The 17711-nt window shown below is 71.7% G+C and carries 13 protein-coding genes; 4 read left to right on the forward strand and 9 right to left on the reverse strand.

The features are described from left to right. Window positions 1-29 precede the first annotated feature (29 nt). The 9 genes from murG to rsmH form a co-directional block, all read right to left on the reverse strand. Entirely contained in the window at window positions 30-1124 is a 1095-nt protein-coding gene (gene murG, locus IE269_RS06215; protein WP_189821714.1) for an undecaprenyldiphospho-muramoylpentapeptide beta-N-acetylglucosaminyltransferase, read from the reverse strand. 6 nt (window positions 1125-1130) lie between these two features. Continuing rightward, entirely contained in the window at window positions 1131-2447 is a 1317-nt protein-coding gene (gene ftsW / locus IE269_RS06220) for a putative lipid II flippase FtsW (protein ID WP_189821715.1), read from the reverse strand. Window positions 2448-2508: 61 nt separating this feature from the next. Continuing rightward, window positions 2509-3921 (reverse strand): UDP-N-acetylmuramoyl-L-alanine--D-glutamate ligase, encoded by a 1413-nt coding sequence (gene murD / locus IE269_RS06225; RefSeq protein WP_189821716.1) that lies wholly within the window; start codon window positions 3919-3921, stop codon window positions 2509-2511. Further along, entirely contained in the window at window positions 3918-4988 is a 1071-nt protein-coding gene (mraY, locus tag IE269_RS06230; protein WP_189821717.1) for a phospho-N-acetylmuramoyl-pentapeptide-transferase, read from the reverse strand. The genes murD and mraY overlap by 4 nt, the downstream gene beginning before the upstream one ends. After that, entirely contained in the window at window positions 4985-6406 is a 1422-nt protein-coding gene (locus IE269_RS06235) for a UDP-N-acetylmuramoyl-tripeptide--D-alanyl-D-alanine ligase (RefSeq protein WP_189821718.1), read from the reverse strand. Before IE269_RS06235 ends, mraY begins: the two co-directional genes overlap by 4 nt. A gap of 6 nt (window positions 6407-6412) precedes the next feature. After that, window positions 6413-8116: a UDP-N-acetylmuramoyl-L-alanyl-D-glutamate--2,6-diaminopimelate ligase gene (locus IE269_RS06240; RefSeq protein WP_229897815.1), complete on the reverse strand. Its 1704-nt coding sequence runs from the start codon at window positions 8114-8116 to the stop codon at window positions 6413-6415. Between the two features lie 54 nt (window positions 8117-8170). Further along, on the reverse strand, window positions 8171-10108 hold the full coding sequence (locus IE269_RS06245) for a peptidoglycan D,D-transpeptidase FtsI family protein (RefSeq protein WP_229897874.1): 1938 nt from the start codon (window positions 10106-10108) through the stop codon (window positions 8171-8173). A gap of 19 nt (window positions 10109-10127) precedes the next feature. After that, window positions 10128-10691: a cell division protein FtsL gene (ftsL, locus tag IE269_RS06250; protein ID WP_189821719.1), complete on the reverse strand. Its 564-nt coding sequence runs from the start codon at window positions 10689-10691 to the stop codon at window positions 10128-10130. Further along, window positions 10688-11647: a 16S rRNA (cytosine(1402)-N(4))-methyltransferase RsmH gene (gene rsmH, locus IE269_RS06255; RefSeq protein ID WP_189821720.1), complete on the reverse strand. Its 960-nt coding sequence runs from the start codon at window positions 11645-11647 to the stop codon at window positions 10688-10690. The genes ftsL and rsmH overlap by 4 nt, the downstream gene beginning before the upstream one ends. A gap of 375 nt (window positions 11648-12022) precedes the next feature. Between rsmH and IE269_RS06260 the strand changes: the two genes are divergently transcribed. From IE269_RS06260 to IE269_RS06275, 4 genes are all read left to right on the forward strand, one after another. Further along, the gene (locus tag IE269_RS06260) at window positions 12023-12559 is read left to right on the forward strand and encodes a beta-class carbonic anhydrase (RefSeq protein ID WP_229897814.1); all 537 of its coding nucleotides are present in this window, start codon (window positions 12023-12025) and stop codon (window positions 12557-12559) included. Window positions 12560-12771: 212 nt separating this feature from the next. Next, window positions 12772-13785: an AAA family ATPase gene (locus IE269_RS06265; RefSeq protein WP_189821721.1), complete on the forward strand. Its 1014-nt coding sequence runs from the start codon at window positions 12772-12774 to the stop codon at window positions 13783-13785. Beyond that, window positions 13785-15173, forward strand: a complete 1389-nt coding sequence (locus IE269_RS06270; RefSeq protein ID WP_189821722.1) for a DUF58 domain-containing protein — start codon at window positions 13785-13787, stop codon at window positions 15171-15173. The genes IE269_RS06265 and IE269_RS06270 overlap by 1 nt, the downstream gene beginning before the upstream one ends. Before the next feature lie 73 nt (window positions 15174-15246). After that, on the forward strand, window positions 15247-17670 hold the full coding sequence (locus IE269_RS06275; protein WP_189821723.1) for a transglutaminase TgpA family protein: 2424 nt from the start codon (window positions 15247-15249) through the stop codon (window positions 17668-17670). The last annotated feature ends 41 nt before the right edge of the window (window positions 17671-17711 follow it).

A 17711-nucleotide genomic window follows, 5' to 3' on the forward strand; every position in this document is an offset into this window, starting at 1 on the left:
GCCCGTCGTCCTCCTCGTCCGGGGACCGGTCAGCCGGCCCTGCGTGCGGCGATCGCCTGGTAGACCATGCCGACGAGCAGGTCGTCGGCGTCCCGGCGGCCGAACTCGGCGGCCGCGCGCGACATCTCGTACAGCCGGTGCGGATCGGCGAGCACCGGAAGGACGTTGCCCTGCACCCACTCGGGGGTGAGCGCCGCGTCGTCGACCAGCAGGCCGCCGCCCGCGTTGACCACCGGCTGGGCGTTGAGCCGCTGTTCGCCGTTGCCGATGGGCAGGGGTACGTAGGCGGCCGGGAGCCCGACGGCGGAGAGTTCGGCCACCGTCATGGCGCCCGCGCGGCAGAGCATCATGTCGGCCGCGGCGTACGCCAGGTCCATCCGGTCCACGTACGGTACCGGGATGTAGGGCGGCATTCCGGGCATGTTGTCCACGCGCGGCAGTTCGTTCTTCGGGCCGACCGCGTGCAGGATCTGGATTCCGGCGCGCTGGAGGTACGGGGCGGCCTGCTGGACGACCTCGTTGAGGCGGCGGGCGCCCTGCGAGCCGCCGGAGACCAGCAGCGTCGGCAGGTTCGGGTCGAGCCCGAACGCGGCCCGCGCCTCGGGGCGCACGGCCCCGCGGTCCAGCGTGGCGATGGTGCGGCGCAGCGGGATGCCGATGTAGCGGGCGTTGCGGAGCTTGCTGTCGGGCGTGGAGACCGCGACGGCCGCCGCGTACCGCGAACCGATCTTGTTGGCCAGGCCCGGGCGGGCGTTGGCCTCGTGGACGATGATCGGCACCCCGAGGCGCTTGGCCGCGAGGTAGCCGGGCAGCGCCACGTAGCCGCCGAAGCCGACCACGCAGTCGGCCTTGGTGCGCTCCAGGATCTGCTCGGCGGCCTTGATGGTGCCGCGCAGCCGCCCGGGGACGGTGATCAGTTCGGGGGTGGGCTTGCGGGGCAGCGGAACGGCGGGGATCAGCCCGAGCTCGTAGCCGCGTTCGGGAACGAGCCTGGTCTCCAGGCCCCGTTCCGTGCCGAGGGCCGTGATCCCCACGGTGGGGTCCTGCCTGCGCAGGGCGTCCGCGAGGGCGAGCGCGGGCTCGATGTGGCCGGCGGTCCCCCCACCGGCGAGTACGACATGCACCGAAATTCACCGCTCTCCGGACGGACGCTTGGTGACGCGCCGTCTCATCGTTTTCCACTTCGTCCCGGGCCGCCTCATGGCCAGAGCGGCCCGCGCCGCCGGGTCGTCACGCGCGAAGGCGATCAGCAACCCTACGGCGAACATGGTCGGCAGCAGCGCCGAGCCCCCGTACGAGAACAGCGGGAGCGGGACACCGGCGATCGGCAACAGGCCGAGCACCGCACCGATGTTGATCGTGGCCTGCGCCATGATCCAGGTCGTCACGCCTCCCGCGGCGTACCTCACGAAGGGGTCCTCCGTGCGTCCGGCCACGCGGATACCCGCATAGCCTAGGGCCGCGAACAGGGCGAGTACCGACAGCGTCCCCGCCAAACCCAGTTCCTCACCTGTGATGGCGAAGATGAAGTCGTTGTGGGGTTCGGGAAGTTGACCCCATTTTTCCACACTTGCACCGAGTCCCGATCCGAACCAGCCGCCGGACGCGAGTGCGTAGATTCCGTGCACGGCCTGCTGGCACTGCCCCTCGGGACCCATCTCGGTGCTCAGTACGCAGTCGAGCCGGGCCATCCGGTTGGAGCTTGTCTTGATCAGTACGAAGCCCAGGAAGCCGGCGAAGGCGAGGACGCCCGCGAACAGCCGGGTCGGCGCCCCCGCCAGCCACAGCAGGCCGAAGAGGATCGCGGTGAGGATCATCGCGGTGCCCATGTCGCCGCCGAGCATGATCAGCCCGAGCAGCATGAAGGCGACCGGCACCAGCGGCACCAGCATGTGCTTCCACTGGGCGAGGAGGTGCTTGTCCTGCTTGCGGGCCAGCAGGTCCGCGCCCCACAGGACCAGCGCCAGCTTGCCGAACTCGCTGGGCTGGAGCTGGAAGGGGCCGCCGATGGAGATCCAGTTCTGGTTGCCCTTGACCGCGTGCCCTATCCCGGGGACCTGGACCAGGGCCATCAGGAAGACCGTACCGGCGAGGAGCGGGTAGGAGAGTGCACGGTGCAGCTTGACGGGCATCCGGGAGGCGGCCAGCAGCAGGACGCCGCCGATGACGGCCGCGAGGAGCTGCTTGCGGAAGAAGTACGAGCCCGGCAGGTCGTAGCGGAGCGCCGTGATCATCGAGGCGGAGTAGACCATCACCAGCCCCAGGCCGATGATCAGCAGCGCACTGCCGAGGATCACGTAGTAGGCGGTCAGCGGCCGGTCCCAGGCCCGCTGGAGCCGCTCGTAGAGCTTGCGGGGGCCGCCGCTGCCGCGCGGTCGGCCGGGGGCCGTCCGGCCGCGCGGTGCGGCCGGACGGGCGCCTGACGTTCTTCTGGCCGTGGCCGGCATCTCGGTGGTCCCCTCCAACAACTCGTGCGCCGATGAAGCCGGGGGCGGTGCCTGCGGGCGGCTAGGCCCGGGTGTCGGCCAGTTCGCGTACGGCGTCGGCGAAGGCCTCGCCGCGCTTGTTGTAGTTGGCGAACATGTCCATCGAGGCGCAGGCCGGGGCCATGAGCACCGTGTCCCCCGCCGTGGCGAGTGCCGCCGCCTCGCGGACCGCCGCCGGCATCGCCCCAGTGTCGGTCCGGTCGAGGTCGACCACCGGCACTTCGGGGGCGTGTCGCGCGAGGGCTTCGCGGATGAGAGCACGGTCGGCGCCGATCAGCACGACGCCACGCAGGTGCTTCGCGGACTTCTTCACCAGCTCGTCGAAGGTGGCGCCCTTGGCGAGGCCGCCCGCGATCCACACGATGGACTCGTACGCCGCCAGGGAGGCCTCGGCGGCGTGCGTGTTGGTGGCCTTGGAGTCGTCGATGTACGTGACGCCGTCGACGTCCGCGACGTGCTCGATGCGGTGCGCGTCGGGGCGGAAGGCGCGCAGGCCGTCCCGTACCGCCGCGGGTTCCACGCCGTACGCACGGGCCAGCGCGGCGGCCGCGAGGGCGTTGGCGAGGTTGTGCGGGGCGGCGGGGGTCACGTCGGAGACCTCGGCGAGCTCCTGGGCGTTCTTCTGCCGGTTGGTCACGAAGGCACGGTCGACGAGGATGCCGTCGACGATGCCGAGCTGCGAGGGGCCCGGGGTGCCGAGGGTGAAGCCGATGGCGCGGCAGCCCTCCTCGACGTCGGCCTCGCGGACCAGGTCCTCGGTGGCGGTGTCGGCGACGTTGTAGACGCAGGCGACGGTGTTGCCCTCGTAGATGCGGCCCTTGTCGGCGGCGTACGCGTCCATGGAGCCGTGCCAGTCGAGGTGGTCCGGCGCCAGGTTGAGGACGGCGGCGGAGTGGGCGCGCAGGGACGGGGCCCAGTGCAGCTGGTACGAGGAGAGCTCGACGGCGAGGACGTCGTACGCGTCGCCCTGGAGCACCACGTCGATGATCGGGGTGCCGATGTTGCCGACGGCGGCAGTGCGCTTGCCTGCCGCGGTGAGGATCGACGCGAGCATCTGGGTGGTGGTGGTCTTGCCGTTGGTGCCGGTGATCGCGAGCCACGGTGCGGCGTCCGGGCCGCGCAGCTGCCAGGCGATCTCGACGTCGCCGACGACGTCCACGCCCGCCTTGGCCGCCGCCTCGAACAGGGGGCTGGAGGGCTTCCAGCCGGGCGAGGTGACGACCAGTTCGGTGCCCTCGGGGAGGGTGTCCGCGTCTGCGAGCCGTACGGCGATGCCTTCGCTCTGAAGCTCCGCTGCGCGGGCCTCGTGCGTGGCGCTGTCGCCGCCGTCCACGACGGTGATGCGGGCGCCGAGGCCGGCCAGGGCGCGGGCGGCGCTGATGCCGCTCACGCCGAGACCGGCGACGGTGATGTTCTTGCCGTTCCAGCTGGTCACTTACCGGCTGCCCATCCTGCGTAGAAGAGACCGAGACCGACGATCACGCACATGCCCTGGATGATCCAGAAGCGGACCACGACGAGGACTTCGGACCAGCCCTTGAGTTCGAAGTGGTGCTGGAGCGGCGCCATCCGGAAGACGCGCTTGCCGGTCATCTTGAAGGAACCGACCTGGATGACCACCGACATGGTGATCAGTACGAAGAGGCCGCCGAGGATGGCGAGCAGCAGCTCAGTGCGGGAGCAGATCGCGAGGCCCGCGAGGGCGCCGCCGAGGGCCAGCGAACCCGTGTCGCCCATGAAGATCTTGGCGGGCGAGGTGTTCCACCACAGGAAGCCGAAGCAGGAGCCCATCAGCGCGGAGGCCACGACCGCGAGGTCGAGCGGGTCGCGGACCTCGAAGCAGGCGTTGGGGTTGGTCAGGCCCTGCGCGTTGGCGCAGGACTCCTGGAACTGCCACAGACCGATGAAGGTGTACGCGCCGAAGACCATCACGGAAGCGCCGGTGGCGAGTCCGTCGAGGCCGTCGGTGAGGTTCACGCCGTTCGACATCGCGAGGATCATGAACAGCGCCCACACCACGAACAGCACCGGGGTGATGGACCAGCCGAAGTCGGTGACGAACGACAGCTTGTCGGAGGCCGGGGTCTGGCCGCGGCTGTCGGAGAAGTTGAGCGCGAGCACCGCGAAGGCGATGCCGACGATCAGCTGGCCGAGCATCTTCGCCTTGGCCCGCAGACCCAGCGAACGCTGCTTGACGATCTTGATGTAGTCGTCGAGGAAGCCGACGAGGCCCATGCCGGCCATCAGGAACAGCACCAGCACACCGGAGATGGTGGGCGAGCTGGAGGTGAGCACCTTCGTCAGGGCGTACGCGATGAGCGTGGCCAGGATGAAGGCGATGCCGCCCATGGTCGGCGTACCGCGCTTGCCGTGGTGGCCGCGGGGGCCGTCGTCGCGGATGAACTGGCCGTAGCCCTTGCGGGCCAGCAGCTTGATCAGCAGCGGGGTGCCGATGAGCGTCAGGAAGAGGCCGATGGCCCCCGCGAAGAGGATCTGACTCATGCGCCGGCGACCTCACCCTCGGTGGCGGGTTCGAGCAGGGCCTGGGCGACCGCTTCGAGGCCGACCGACCTGGATGCCTTCACCAGCACGACGTCCCCCGGGCGCAGTTCCCCGCGCAACAGGTCGATCGCCGCCTGCGTGTCGGACACGTGCACCGACTCCTCACCCCACGAACCCTCGTTATAGGCGCCCAGTTGCAGCCAGGACGCTTCCCGGCCCCCGACTGCCACCAGCTTGCTGACGTTGAGCCGGACGGCGAGCCGTCCGACCGCGTCGTGCTCGACGAGCGACTCGTCCCCGAGCTCGGCCATGTGCCCGAGCACCGCCCACGTGCGACCCCCCTGTGCCTGTGAGGCTTTGCCCATGGCCACGAGCGCGCGCAGGGCGGCTCGCATGGATTCGGGGTTCGCGTTGTAGGCGTCGTTGACAACCGTCACGCCGTCAGGCCGCTCGGTGACCTCCATGCGCCAGCGGGAGAGGGTACCCGCCTCGGAGAGCGCCACGGCGATCTCGTCGACGGACAGACCCAGCTCATGGGCGACGGCGGCCGCGGCGAGCGCGTTCGACACGTGGTGCTCACCGTACAGCCGCATGGTCACGTCACTGCACCCGGAGGGTGTGTGGAGCGTGAAGGTGGGGCGTCCGTCCTCGGTGAGGCGCACGTCGGCGGCGCGTACGTCGGCGGTCTCGGACTCGCCGAAGTACAGGACGCGCGCCTTGGTGCGCGAGGCCATCTCCCGTACGAGATGGTCGTCCGCGTTGAGCACGGCGACCCCGTCGGCCGGGAGGGACTCGACCATCTCGCCCTTGGCCAGCGCGATGTTCTCGCGGCTGCCGAACTCGCCGACGTGCGCGGTCCCGACGTTCAGGACGAGGCCGATGCGCGGCGGGACGAGGCCGGTCAGGTAGCGGATGTCGCCGATGTAGCGGGCGCCCATCTCCAGCACGAGGTGACGGGTGTTTTCAGCCGCGCGCAGTGCGGTGAGCGGCAGCCCGATCTCGTTGTTGAGGTTGCCCTCGGGGTAGACGGTGGGCGCCTTGCGCTCCAGGAGCTGGGCGATGAGGTCCTTGGTGGACGTCTTGCCCGCGGACCCGGTGAGCGCCACGACGTCGGCGCCCAGGCGCGCCACGACGCTGCGGGCGAGCGCGCCGAGCGCCTCCGTCACGTCCGGTACGACGATGGCGGGCACCCCGACGGGGCGCGTGGCCAGCACGGCTGCCGCGCCCGCGTCGATCGCGCGCGCGGCGAAGTCGTGGCCGTCGACCCGCTCGCCCGCGTACGCGGCGAACAGGCTGCCCGGACGCACCTGGCGGGAGTCGATGACGACGGGCCCGGTGACCTTCAGCTCCGTGTCCGGTATGTCGTGGGTCTGTCCGCCCACGAGCCCGGCGATCTCGGCGAGGGTAAGGGGGATCATTTCCGGTCAGCCCCTCTTGTCTTTCTTGGCTTCCATGCGGCGCTCGACCGCCGCGCGGAGCACGGTGCGGTCGTCGAAGGGACGGACCACGCCGTTGATGTCCTGGCCCTGCTCGTGGCCCTTGCCGGCGACGAGGACGGTGTCGCCGCTCTGCGCTCGGGCGACCGCCTCGGCGATGGCGGCGGCCCGGTCCTCGAAGACGGCGACGTCGCCGCGCTCGTGGGCGGGCACCTCGGCGGCTCCGGCGAGCATGGTCGCCAGGATCGCGAGGGGGTCCTCGGAGCGGGGGTTGTCGCTGGTCAGTACGGCCGTGTCGGCGAGCCGTGCGGCGGCTGCGCCCATCGGTCCGCGCTTGTGGGTGTCGCGGTCGCCGCCGCAGCCGAGCACGATGTGCAGCTGCCCCTCGGTGACCTTGCGCAGGGCGCGCAGGACCGATTCGACGGCGTCCGTCTTGTGCGCGTAGTCGACGACGGCGAGGAAGTCCTGCCCCGCGTCGACGCGTTCCAGGCGGCCCGGGACGCCGGGCACGGCGGCGATGCCGTCGGCGGCGGTCTGCGGGTCGTACCCGGCGGCGGCCAGGGTGACGATCGCGGCGAGGGTGTTGGCGACGTTGAAGGGTCCGGGCAGCGGTGCGGTGGCGTGCACGTGCTCGCCGTTCGGTCCGATCACCATGAAGGTGCTGGACTGCGGGCCCACGTCGACCTTCTCGGCGCGCCAGTCGGCGTCCGGGTGGCCCTCGGCGGAGAACGTGATCACCGGCACGGTGGCCTCGGTGACCAGGCGGCGGCCGTACTCGTCGTCGAAGTTGAGCACGCCGAGCTTGGACCGCTTCGGGGTGAAGAGCTGTGCCTTCGCCTGGAAGTAGTCCTCCATGTCGGAGTGGAACTCCATGTGCTCCGGGCTCAGGTTGTTGAAGACGGCCACGTCGAAGACGCAGGCGTCGACCCGGCCGAGCACCAGGGCGTGGCTGGAGACCTCCATGGCGACCGACTTCACGCCGCGTTCGCGCATCACCGCGAACAGGGCCTGGAGGTCGGTGGCCTCGGGGGTGGTCCGCTCCGACTTGATGCGCTCGTCGCCGATGCGCATCTCGACCGTGCCGATGAGACCGGGGAGGTCTCCGGCCGCCTTGAGACCGCCTTCGACGAGGTACGCCGTGGTGGTCTTGCCGGAGGTTCCGGTGATGCCGATCTGGAGCAGGTCGCGGCCGGGGTTTCCGTAGATGTCGGCGGCGAGCTGGCCCATGTGGGCGCGCGGGTTCTCCACGGCGAGTACGGGCAGACCGGTCGCGGCGGCGCGCTCATAGCCCGTCGGGTCGGTGAGGACCGCGGCGGCGCCGAGTTCGGCGGCCTGGGCGACGAAGTCCGCACCGTGCAGGCGGGCCCCGGGGAGGGCGGCGTAGACGTCGCCGGGGCGGACCGCGCGGGAGTCGTGCGTGATCCCGGTGACTCCGGTGCTTCCAGTGGTTCCTGTGGTCTCTCCAGGTCCTGGGGACTCGATGCCCAGCCGTTCGGCCAGCTCCCCGAGGGTCGTCGGGCGGACCCGGTCCGGCCTGGGCGCTCCGGGGTAGTTCACCGGGGCGTCCTTCTGGGTGGTTTGGGACTGATCAGCGTGTGGCACGGCGGTGAGCGTACCCGCCGGACCGGGCTGCGGGCGAAAGCAGGGGGGCTGCGCAACCCGTTTTCGGTGGTCGTTGGTGAGCGTTGTCACTGAGGGTTTCCGCTCCGGTACTCGGGATTCCACTTCGGCGCCCGCGCTTTTGCGTCACTGGCCCGGTTCGAAGGTGACCGGGAGCCGGGCGGGCTTGCCGCCGGTCGGGGCGACCTGGCGGGTCTTCAGGGCGAACTCCATGACCTGCTTGTAGATGGGGCCGCAGATCTGGCCGCCGAAGTAGCTGCCCTTGGTGGGGTTCTGGATGGCGCAGTAGACGGTGATCCGGGGCTGGTCGGCGGGCGCGAACCCGGCGAAGGAAGCTGTGTAGCCCTTGTAGCGGCCGGTCTGGGGGTCCACCCGGTTGGACGTGCCGGTCTTGCCGCCGACCCGGTAGCCGGGGATGCGGGCCTTGGTGCCGGTGCCCTCCTCGTCGTCGACGACCGACTCCAGCATCTTGGCGAGGGTCTTGGCCGTCTGGTCGCTGACGACACGGGTCTTCTTCGGGGCGGGCGCGGGGGTGAACCGCCCGTCCGGGCCCTTGGTTCCGCGTACGAGGGTGGGGTCGATCCGCACGCCGCCGTTGGCGATGGTGGAGTACACGGAGGCCGCCTGGAGCGCGTTGACGGACAGGCCCTGGCCGAAGGGGATCGTGTACTGCTGCGAGGTGGACCATTTCTCGGGCGGGGCCAGGATGCCGGGGGTCTCGCCGGGGAAGCCGAGGCCGCTGCGCCGGCCGATGCCGAACTTGGTGAGGTAGGAGTGCAGCACCTTGTTGGCCTCGGCCTGGGTGTCGCCGAGTTCGCCGGTGGCCAGGATGGTGCCGATGTTGGAGGACTTGGCGAGCACCCCGTTGAGGGTGAGGTACCAGGTGGGGTGGTCGATGTCGTCCTTGAAGAGGCGGTCGCCGCGCTTGAGCCGGTTGGGGACGACGACGTGGGTGCCCGGGTGGGCCGCCTTCTCCTCCAGCACGGCCGCCATGGACATGATCTTCGAGGTGGAGCCGGGCTCGTAGGCGTCCTGGAGGGCGGCGTTGCCCATCGCCGCCGCGTTCGCCTGCGAGAGGTCGTTGGGGTCGAAGCCGGGGGCGTTGGCCATGGCGAGGACCTCGCCGGTGCGGGTGTCCTGGACGATGACGTACCCGCGGTCCGCCTTGGACTTCTTGACCTGCTCCTCGATGGCGCTCTGGGCGGCCCACTGGATGTCGCGGTCGATGGTGAGCTCTATGTCGGAGCCCGGCACCGCGGGGGTCTCGTTGGCGCCCGCGGTGGGCACCCGGCGGCCGTTCGCCTGGGCGAAGGTGACCTCGCCGTCCTTGCCGGCGAGTTCCTTGTCGAGCTTGACCTCCAGGCCGCCGGCGCCCCGGCCCTCGGCGTTGACGTAGCCCAGTATTCCGGCGGCGAGGTCGCCGTTGGGGTAGACGCGTTTGCTGCTGGCCTCCTGGAGGATGCCGCCCAGGAGGTTGGCGGCGGAGTTCGGCTTGCGCGCGTTCGCGGCGGCGGCCTTGTCCCCGTACACGCTCTTGAGGTCCTTGATCTGCTTCCAGACCTGGGGGGTCTGACGGCGGGCCAGGACGACGTACCGCGACTTGGGGGAGGCGAGCTTCTTCGCGAGGTCGGCGGGGGTCCTGCCGAGGATCGGGGCGAGGATCGCGGCGGCCTGCTGCGGCGCGTCGGGGATCTTGGCCTGCTCGGGGGTGAAGAGGAAGGGGTCGGCGGTGATGTCGTGCGCGTCGACGCTCGCGGCGAGCGCGATGCCGCTGCGGTCGGTGATCTCGCCGCGCTCGGCGGTCAGCGTGTGCTTCGCCTGCCGCTGGCGTTCCGCCTTGTCGGTGTACGTCGCCGCGTCCACGGCCTGCACCTGGAAGAGGCGTACGACGAAGGCCAGCATCACCAGTGTCAGACCGAGGCTGACCAGGCGGAGCCTCGGCTTGGGGCTGCCGAGCCGGAGCGTCTTGGCCTTCGCGGCGGGGCGGCGGGCCGGGGCGGGCCTGCGGGCGGCCGGGCGGCCGGGGGCCGGGACCCGGCGGCGCGGTCCGTCGTTCGGGGGCACAGCCTTCGGGGGCACTGCGTCACCTGCCGGGGGTCGTCGGAGTCTGCTGCCCGGAGGTGGGCGGGGGCGATGTCTGGGGTGTCCGGGGGGACGGTGGCACCTGTGCGGGGGGTGGTGCCTGGTTGACGGGTGGGGCCTGGCCCGCGGTTCCGGGGGCGACCGGGGGGACGGCCAGGGCGTGCTGCGGACGCACCGGTTCCGGGGCGGGCTCCGGCGGCGGGGCCTGGCTCGGGGTGCCGCGGACCGTGCCGTCGGGGTCCAGGAAGGCCGGGGAGCCGCCGGGGACCATGCCGAGCTCGCGGGCCCGGCGCTCCAGGGCGCCGGGGGCGGAACGGTCGTCGACGTCGCGCTGGAGGGCCTGCTCCTCGTCGGTGAGCTCGGTGGTCTGCTTCTTGAGGTCGTTCAGCTTGAACGAGCCCTCGTTGAGCGCCGAGTTCAGCATGAGCAGGCAGATCAGGCCGCCGCCGAGCAGCACCACGACCAGCAGCACGAAGGGGGTGCGGGCCGCCTGGGCGGGCCCGGACGGCATCAGTTCGGAGAGCCTCGCCGCTCTCCCCCGTACTTGCTTGGCCGGTTTGCTCAACTGGCTTCTTCCTCCCGGATGCGCTGGGCGCCGCGCAGCCGGGCGGGGGCCGCCCTGCGGTTCTCGGCGACCTCTTCCTCGGTGGGCAGCTCCGCGCCGCGGGTCAGGAGCTTCAGGCGCGGCTGGTAACGCTCGGGGACCACGGGCAGTCCGGGCGGGGCGGTGTTGGCCGCGCCCGCCGCGAAGACCTGCTTGACGATGCGGTCCTCCAGCGACTGGTACGACATGACGACGACCCGGCCGCCGACCGAGATCGCCGCGACGGCTGCCGGAATGGCGGCCTCCACGCTGTCCAGCTCGCCGTTGACCTCGATGCGCAGGGCCTGGAAGGTGCGCTTGGCGGGGTTGCCGCCGGTGCGCTTGGCGGCCTGCGGGAGGGCGTCGCGGATCAGCTCGACCAGGCGGGCGCTGTTGCTGAAGGGCTCCTTGTCGCGCTCGCGCACGATCGCCGAGACGATGCGCTTGGCCTGCTTCTCCTCGCCGTACTGGCGCAGGATCCGCACCAGCTCTCCGGGCGCGTACGTGTTGAGGACCTCGGCTGCGCTCACCCCGGTCGACTGGTCCATGCGCATGTCCAGGGGTGCGTCCTGGGCGTACGCGAAACCGCGGTCGGCCTCGTCGAGCTGCATGGAGGAGACGCCCAGGTCGAACAGGACGCCCTGGACGCGCGGGATGCCGAGCTTCTCAAGGACCTCGGGCAGCTCGTCGTAGACCGCGTGCACCAGGGTGGCGCGCTCGCCGAAGGGGGCCAGGCGCTCGCCGGAGAGGCGCAGGGCCTCCTTGTCCCGGTCCAGGCCGATCAGGCGGACGTCGGGGAACTGGGTGAGGAGGGCTTCGCTGTGGCCGCCGAGCCCCAGGGTGCAGTCGACGACGACCGCGCCGGGCTCGGAAATGGCCGGGGCCAACATGTCCAGGCACCGCTGGAGCATCACCGGGACGTGTCGGGTCTGGCTCATGCGCCCTCTCAGACAAAAGCGCGCGGCTTGCAGAGTGCACATACGGCCCGGTCCCCACCCGCCCGGGAAGGGGAGCCGGTCCGGAAACCGGCCGACGAGCGGGCGGAGGCCGGGCCGTACGTACTGCCGCGCGGGGAACTCACTGGATTTCGTACAACGCGTCACTTTAGTCCACCGGCCCTCGCGGTCAATCAACGGGCGACGGACCGCGCGGCGTGCCCGCGACAGTCCCGGCGGCCGCTGTTTCACTCGTTCGAGGGAAGGGTGGGGGGCTTGTCCGGGGCCTTGTGGGTTAGCTCACAACAGGGTGGGTTGACCTCCTTTTTCCCCTCCCCCGGCAGGTCCGCACCCGCGGTGACCATTACCGTCATAGTCATGTCGACTTCCGCATCTTTCCCCGAGGGTTCCGACACCGACCCGACGGTCATCGACCGCCTCGTCAAGGCCAATCAGGAGTACGCCTCCGGGTTCAGCGACCCGGGGATGGACGCCCGTCCGGTCCTGAAGGTCGCCGTGGTGGCGTGCATGGACGCCCGTCTCGACCTGCACGACGCACTGGGCCTCGCGCTCGGCGACTGCCACACCATCCGCAACGCGGGCGGTGTGGTCACCGACGACGTGATCCGCTCGCTGACCATCAGCCAGCGCGCGCTCGGCACCCGCAGCGTCATACTCATCCACCACACGAACTGCGGCCTGGAGTCCCTCACCGAGGACTTCCGCCACGAGATCGAGGACGAGGTCGGCCAGCGCCCGTCCTGGGCGGTCGAGGCCTTCCGCGACGTCGACCAGGACGTACGGCAGTCGATGCAGCGCGTGCGGACCTCGCCGTTCCTGCTGCACACCGACCACGTGCGCGGTTTCGTCTTCGACGTGACCACGGGTCTGCTGCGGGAGATCGACCCCGCCTGAAGCGTGCTCGGCACGCACTGCGGGTGTGCAAAAAAGCCCTGACTCCGGCATTTCGCACTCACTTGTCCACAGGCGAGTGACACGAAGCGGTAACGGCAACAAGAATGCGTACGAGACACCCGGTCGGGAACCTTCCGACCGCGGTGTCCGTGTTTCGGGGTGGGCCGTTCGCGTCGTCGTGACGCCGGCCCGTATGGGCCGAGGAGGGCCGGGTGACGACCTATGACGATCGAGCGAGCCTCACAGATCTGACCACCACAGCGGAGCGGGTCCGCAGGTCGGTGGAGGCTGTGATCGAGGGCAAGCCGGAGGTCGTACGACTCTCGCTGACCGTGCTGCTCGCCGAGGGGCACCTCTTGATCGAGGACGTGCCGGGCGTCGGCAAGACGATGCTCGCCAAGGCGCTGGCCAGATCCATCGACTGCTCGGTGCGCCGCATCCAGTTCACGCCGGACCTTTTGCCGTCCGACATCACGGGTGTGTCGATATACGACCAGCAGCGGCGCGACTTCGAGTTCAAGCCGGGCGCGATCTTCGCGCAGATAGTCATCGGCGACGAGATCAACCGTGCGTCGCCCAAGACGCAGTCCGCGCTCCTGGAGTCCATGGAGGAGCGCCAGGTCACCATCGACGGGCAGACGTACGAGCTGCCCAACCCGTTCATGGTGGTGGCCACCCAGAACCCGGTCGAGATGGAGGGCACCTACCCCCTCCCCGAGGCCCAGCGCGACCGCTTCATGGCCCGCGTCTCCATCGGCTACCCCTCCCCCGAGGCGGAGCTCCAGATGCTGGACGTGCACGGCGGGGTGTCCCCGCTGGACGACCTCCAGCCGGTGGCGCACGCCCACGACGTGGTGAAGCTGATCGACGCGGTGCGCACGGTGCACGTGGCGGAGGCGGTACGGCGCTACGCGGTCGACCTGGTCGGCGCCACCCGCAACCACCCCGACCTGCGCCTGGGCGCCTCTCCGCGCGCCACCTTGCACCTGCTGCGGGCCGCGAAGGCCTCCGCCGCGCTCAGCGGCCGGGACTACGCGCTGCCCGACGACGTGCAGGCGCTGGCCGTGGCGGTCCTCGCGCACCGGCTGCTGCCGACCGCGCAGGCCCAGCTGAACCGGCGCACCTCCGAGCAGGTCGTGCTGGACATCCTCCAGCGCACGCCGGTGCCGACCGGCTCCGGCACCCCCGCGCCGCCGTACGGTGCGCCCGGCGTCCGGCCGCTGTGATGTCCGGCCGGACCCCCGAGCCCGAGCCCGGGGAGAAGGGCGGGGTCAGGGCGGCGCTGGCCGGGCTGACCACGCGCGGCCGGTCGTTCCTGGCGGCCGGGCTGGCCGCGGCGGTCTGCGCGTTCGTGCTCGGGCAGGGCGACCTGCTGCGGGTGGGCGTGCTGCTGGCGGTGCTGCCGCTGATGTGCGTCGTGGTGCTGTACCGCACCCGCTACCGGGTCGCGGGCAGCCGCCGGCTGACCCCGGGGCGGGTGCCCGCGGGGTCCGAGGCGCGGGTGCACCTGCGGATGGAGAACGTCTCGCGGCTGCCCACCGGTCTGCTGATGCTCCAGGACCGGGTGCCGTACGTGCTGGGGCCCAGGCCCCGGTTCGTACTGGACAAGGTGGAGGCGGGCGGGCGGCGCGAGGTGTCGTACCGGGTCCGCTCCGACCTGCGCGGACGCTATCCGCTGGGGCCGCTCCAGCTGCGGCTGACCGACCCGTTCGGGATGTGCGAGCTGAGCCGGTCGTTCAGCGCGTACGACACCCTGACCGTGATCCCGCGCGTGGAGGCACTGCCTCCGGTACGGCTCACGGGCGAGGCCAACGGGTACGGCGACGGGCGACTGCGCTCGCTCGCGCTGGCCGGCGAGGACGACATCATTCCGCGCGGCTACCGGCACGGCGACGACCTGCGCCGGGTGCACTGGCGCTCCACCGCCCGCTACGGCGAGCTGATGGTGCGCCGCGAGGAGCAGCCGCAGCGGGCCCGCTGCACGGTGCTGCTCGACACCCGGCGCGGCGCGTACGCCGGGGCGGGGCCCGACTCGGCCTTCGAGTGGGCGGTGTCGGGAGCGGCTTCGGTCCTGGTGCACATGCTCGAACGGGGCTTTTCGGTACGGCTGTTGACCGACACCGGCAATTCCGTGCCCGGCGAGGGGTCGGGCGGATTCGCCGGTTCCACGCAGGAGTCGGCGGACTCGGCCGGGCTGATGATGGACACCCTCGCGGTCGTGGGGCACTCCGAGGGCGGCGGGCTGTCCCCTTCGTACGAAGTGCTGCGCGGCGGCAACGACGGGCTGCTGATCGCCTTCTTCGGCGATCTCGACGACGACCAGGCGGCGATCGCCGCCCAGATGCGCCAGCGCACCGGCGGCGCGGTCGCCTTCGTCACGGACTCCGCGGTGTGGACCGCCGAGCCCGACCGGGAGGCGGAGCTGCGGGAGCGCGCGGAGGAGCGGATGCGGCTGCTGTGCGAGGCGGGGTGGACGGCGGTCTCCGTACCGCCGGGGACACCGCTGGAGACGCTGTGGCAGCAGGCCGACGCGCAACGCACGGGCGTGGCGGAGAGCAAGAGCATGAAGACGGGAACATCGGGGATGTCGGGGATCTCGGGGGGCTGGTCATGAACGAGGACTGTCCCGGGGCGGGCGGGGTGCTGGTCGGGTGCGGGAACCGGCGTGGGTCGGGCGGGGTGCTGTGGTGAGCGGGCGCGGGCGGATGACGCTGTGCGCGCTGGCCGCCACCCTGATGGCGGCGGGTGCGCTGATTCCGCTGGTGATGGACGCGGACTGGTTCCCGATGGCGGCGCTGCTGGTGGCCGTGCAGGCGGGCGTGGGCGCGCTGGCGCGGCGGGTGCCGCTGGCCAGGGCGCTGACGGTGGTGGTGCAGCTGGTGGCGTCGATGCTGCTGGTGACGCTGTTCTTCGTGGCCGACAAGGCGGTCCTCGGGGTGCTGCCGGGGCCGGACGCGGTCGAGGAGTTCGGGCGGCTGCTGACCTCCGGCACCGCCGACATCAACCGGTACGCCATTCCGGCGCCGGCCTCCGAGGGCATCCGGCTGATGCTGGTCGGCGGGGTGCTGCTGATCGGGCTGGCGGTGGACGCCCTCGCGGTGACCTTCCGCAGTGCGGCCCCGGCGGGGCTGCCGCTGCTCGCGCTGTACTCGGTGGCCGCCGGGCTGACCGGCGGCGGGGCGAGCTGGCTGTGGTTCCTGCTGGCCGCGACGGGCTACCTGCTGCTCCTGCTGGCCGAGAGCCGGGACCGGCTGGCGCAGTGGGGCCGGGTGTTCGGCGGGGCGGGCCCCGCCAAGCAGCGCAAGAGCGCGGGCGGCATCGAATCGGGCAGCGGCGCGCCGCTGGCCCCGATACGCACCGGCCGCCGGATCGGCGTGCTCACCCTCGGCATCGCCCTGGTGATCCCGGCGCTGCTGCCCGCCCTCGACGGCGGGCTGCTCGGCGGGCGCGGTCCCGGCGGCGGCGGGGTGGGGGGCGGCGGGACCATCTCGGCGGTGAACCCGCTGGTCTCCCTCCAGGAGAGCCTGAACCAGCCGTCCGACCGGGAGGTGCTGCGCTACCGCACGACGGCGCAGCAGCCGCAGGACATGTACCTGCGGATCGTCGCCCTCGACCAGTTCGACGGCACGGCCTGGAAGTCGTCGGAGCGCAAGATCAAGGACGTACCGGATCCGCTGCCGAGGCCCCAGGGCCTGGGCACCGACGTGCCCACGGCGGAGATCAACACCAATATCTCGGCCGCCCAGTCGTACACCCAGAACTGGCTGCCGCTGCCGTTCCCCGCGACGAAGGTCGAGATCCAGGGACGCTGGCGGTACGAGCCGGAGGGCCGGACCCTGGTCGGCGACCGGGGACAGACGACGAGCGGGGTGTCGTACAAGGTCCGGAGCCTGGCCGTGCAGCCGACCAGGGAACAGCTGGCGAACGCGCCCGAGGCGCCGGCCGCGCTGCTCAAGGAGTACACGCAGGTCCCCGGCTCGCTGCCGCCGTCGGTCAAGCGGACCGCGCTCCAGGTCACCCGGGGCGCGGCCAACGACTACGAGCGTGCGGTCAAGCTCCAGAACTGGTTCGCCTCCGAGGGCGGCTTCACGTACGACACGCAGGTGCAGTCGGGCAGCGGTTCGGCGGCCATCGCGCGCTTCCTGGAGCAGAAGGAGGGCTTCTGCATCCACTTCTCCTTCTCGATGGCGGCGATGGCGCGGACGCTCGGCATTCCGGCGCGGGTCGCGGTCGGGTTCACGCCCGGCACGATGAAGTCCAACCAAGAGGTCTCGGTCGGGCTGCGGGACGCGCACGCGTGGCCGGAGCTGTACTTCGAGGGGCTCGGCTGGACCCGGTTCGAGCCGACGCCCACCCGGGGCACGGCCCCGGAGTACACCCTGGCGGAGACCCCCTCCGACGACGCCAGCAGCAGCGCTCAGCCCTCGACCGGTGCCGGTGCCTCGCAGAGCCCGGCGCCCAAGCCGTCCGACAACTGCCCGGCGGCCGAGCGGAAGCTGGGCAACTGCGGTGGCGCCCAGCAGGCGGGTGCGCTGCCGCCGACCGACGACGGGATGCCGACCGGCACGATCGTAGGGATCGCGGGAGGCGTGCTGGGCCTGTTGCTCGTGCTGTCGCTGCCGTTGCTGTGGCGGACCCGGGTACGGGCGGTGCGGCTGAGGTCGGGCGGGCGCAGCCCGGCCGACGCGGCGGCGCGCACTCTGGCCGCCTGGCGGGAGATCATCGACTCCGCGTGGGACTACGGGACCGCGCCGGACGAGTCGCAGACGCCGCGCCGGACGGCGGCGCGGATCGTGCGGCTGGGGTCGCTGGAGGGCGAGAGCGCCGAGGCGGTGCACCGGGCGGCCGGTGCCGTGGAGCAGGTGCTGTACGCGCCGGTGCCCCGGGCCGGCGGTGGTCTGGTGGACGACGTGCACCGGGTGCGGGCGGGGCTGCGGGAGCGGGCAGGTCGCCGGAAGCGGTGGCGGGCGCTGCTGCTGCCGCGTTCGACCGTGCGGGTGGTGTGGGCGCTGTCCGCGCGGTGGGACGCGCTGGTGGGCAGGTGGTCGGGGAACGGCCGCCTGGACCGGTGGTCCGCTGCGGTGCGGCGGACGGCGCGTCAGCGGGGGTGAGCGCGGGGGCGGTCGGCGGGGCCCGGGGTACGGGTCCCGTC

Origin of the sequence: Streptomyces spiroverticillatus (assembly GCA_014650415.1) — a bacterium.
Taxonomy (GTDB): domain Bacteria; phylum Actinomycetota; class Actinomycetes; order Streptomycetales; family Streptomycetaceae; genus Streptomyces; species Streptomyces spiroverticillatus.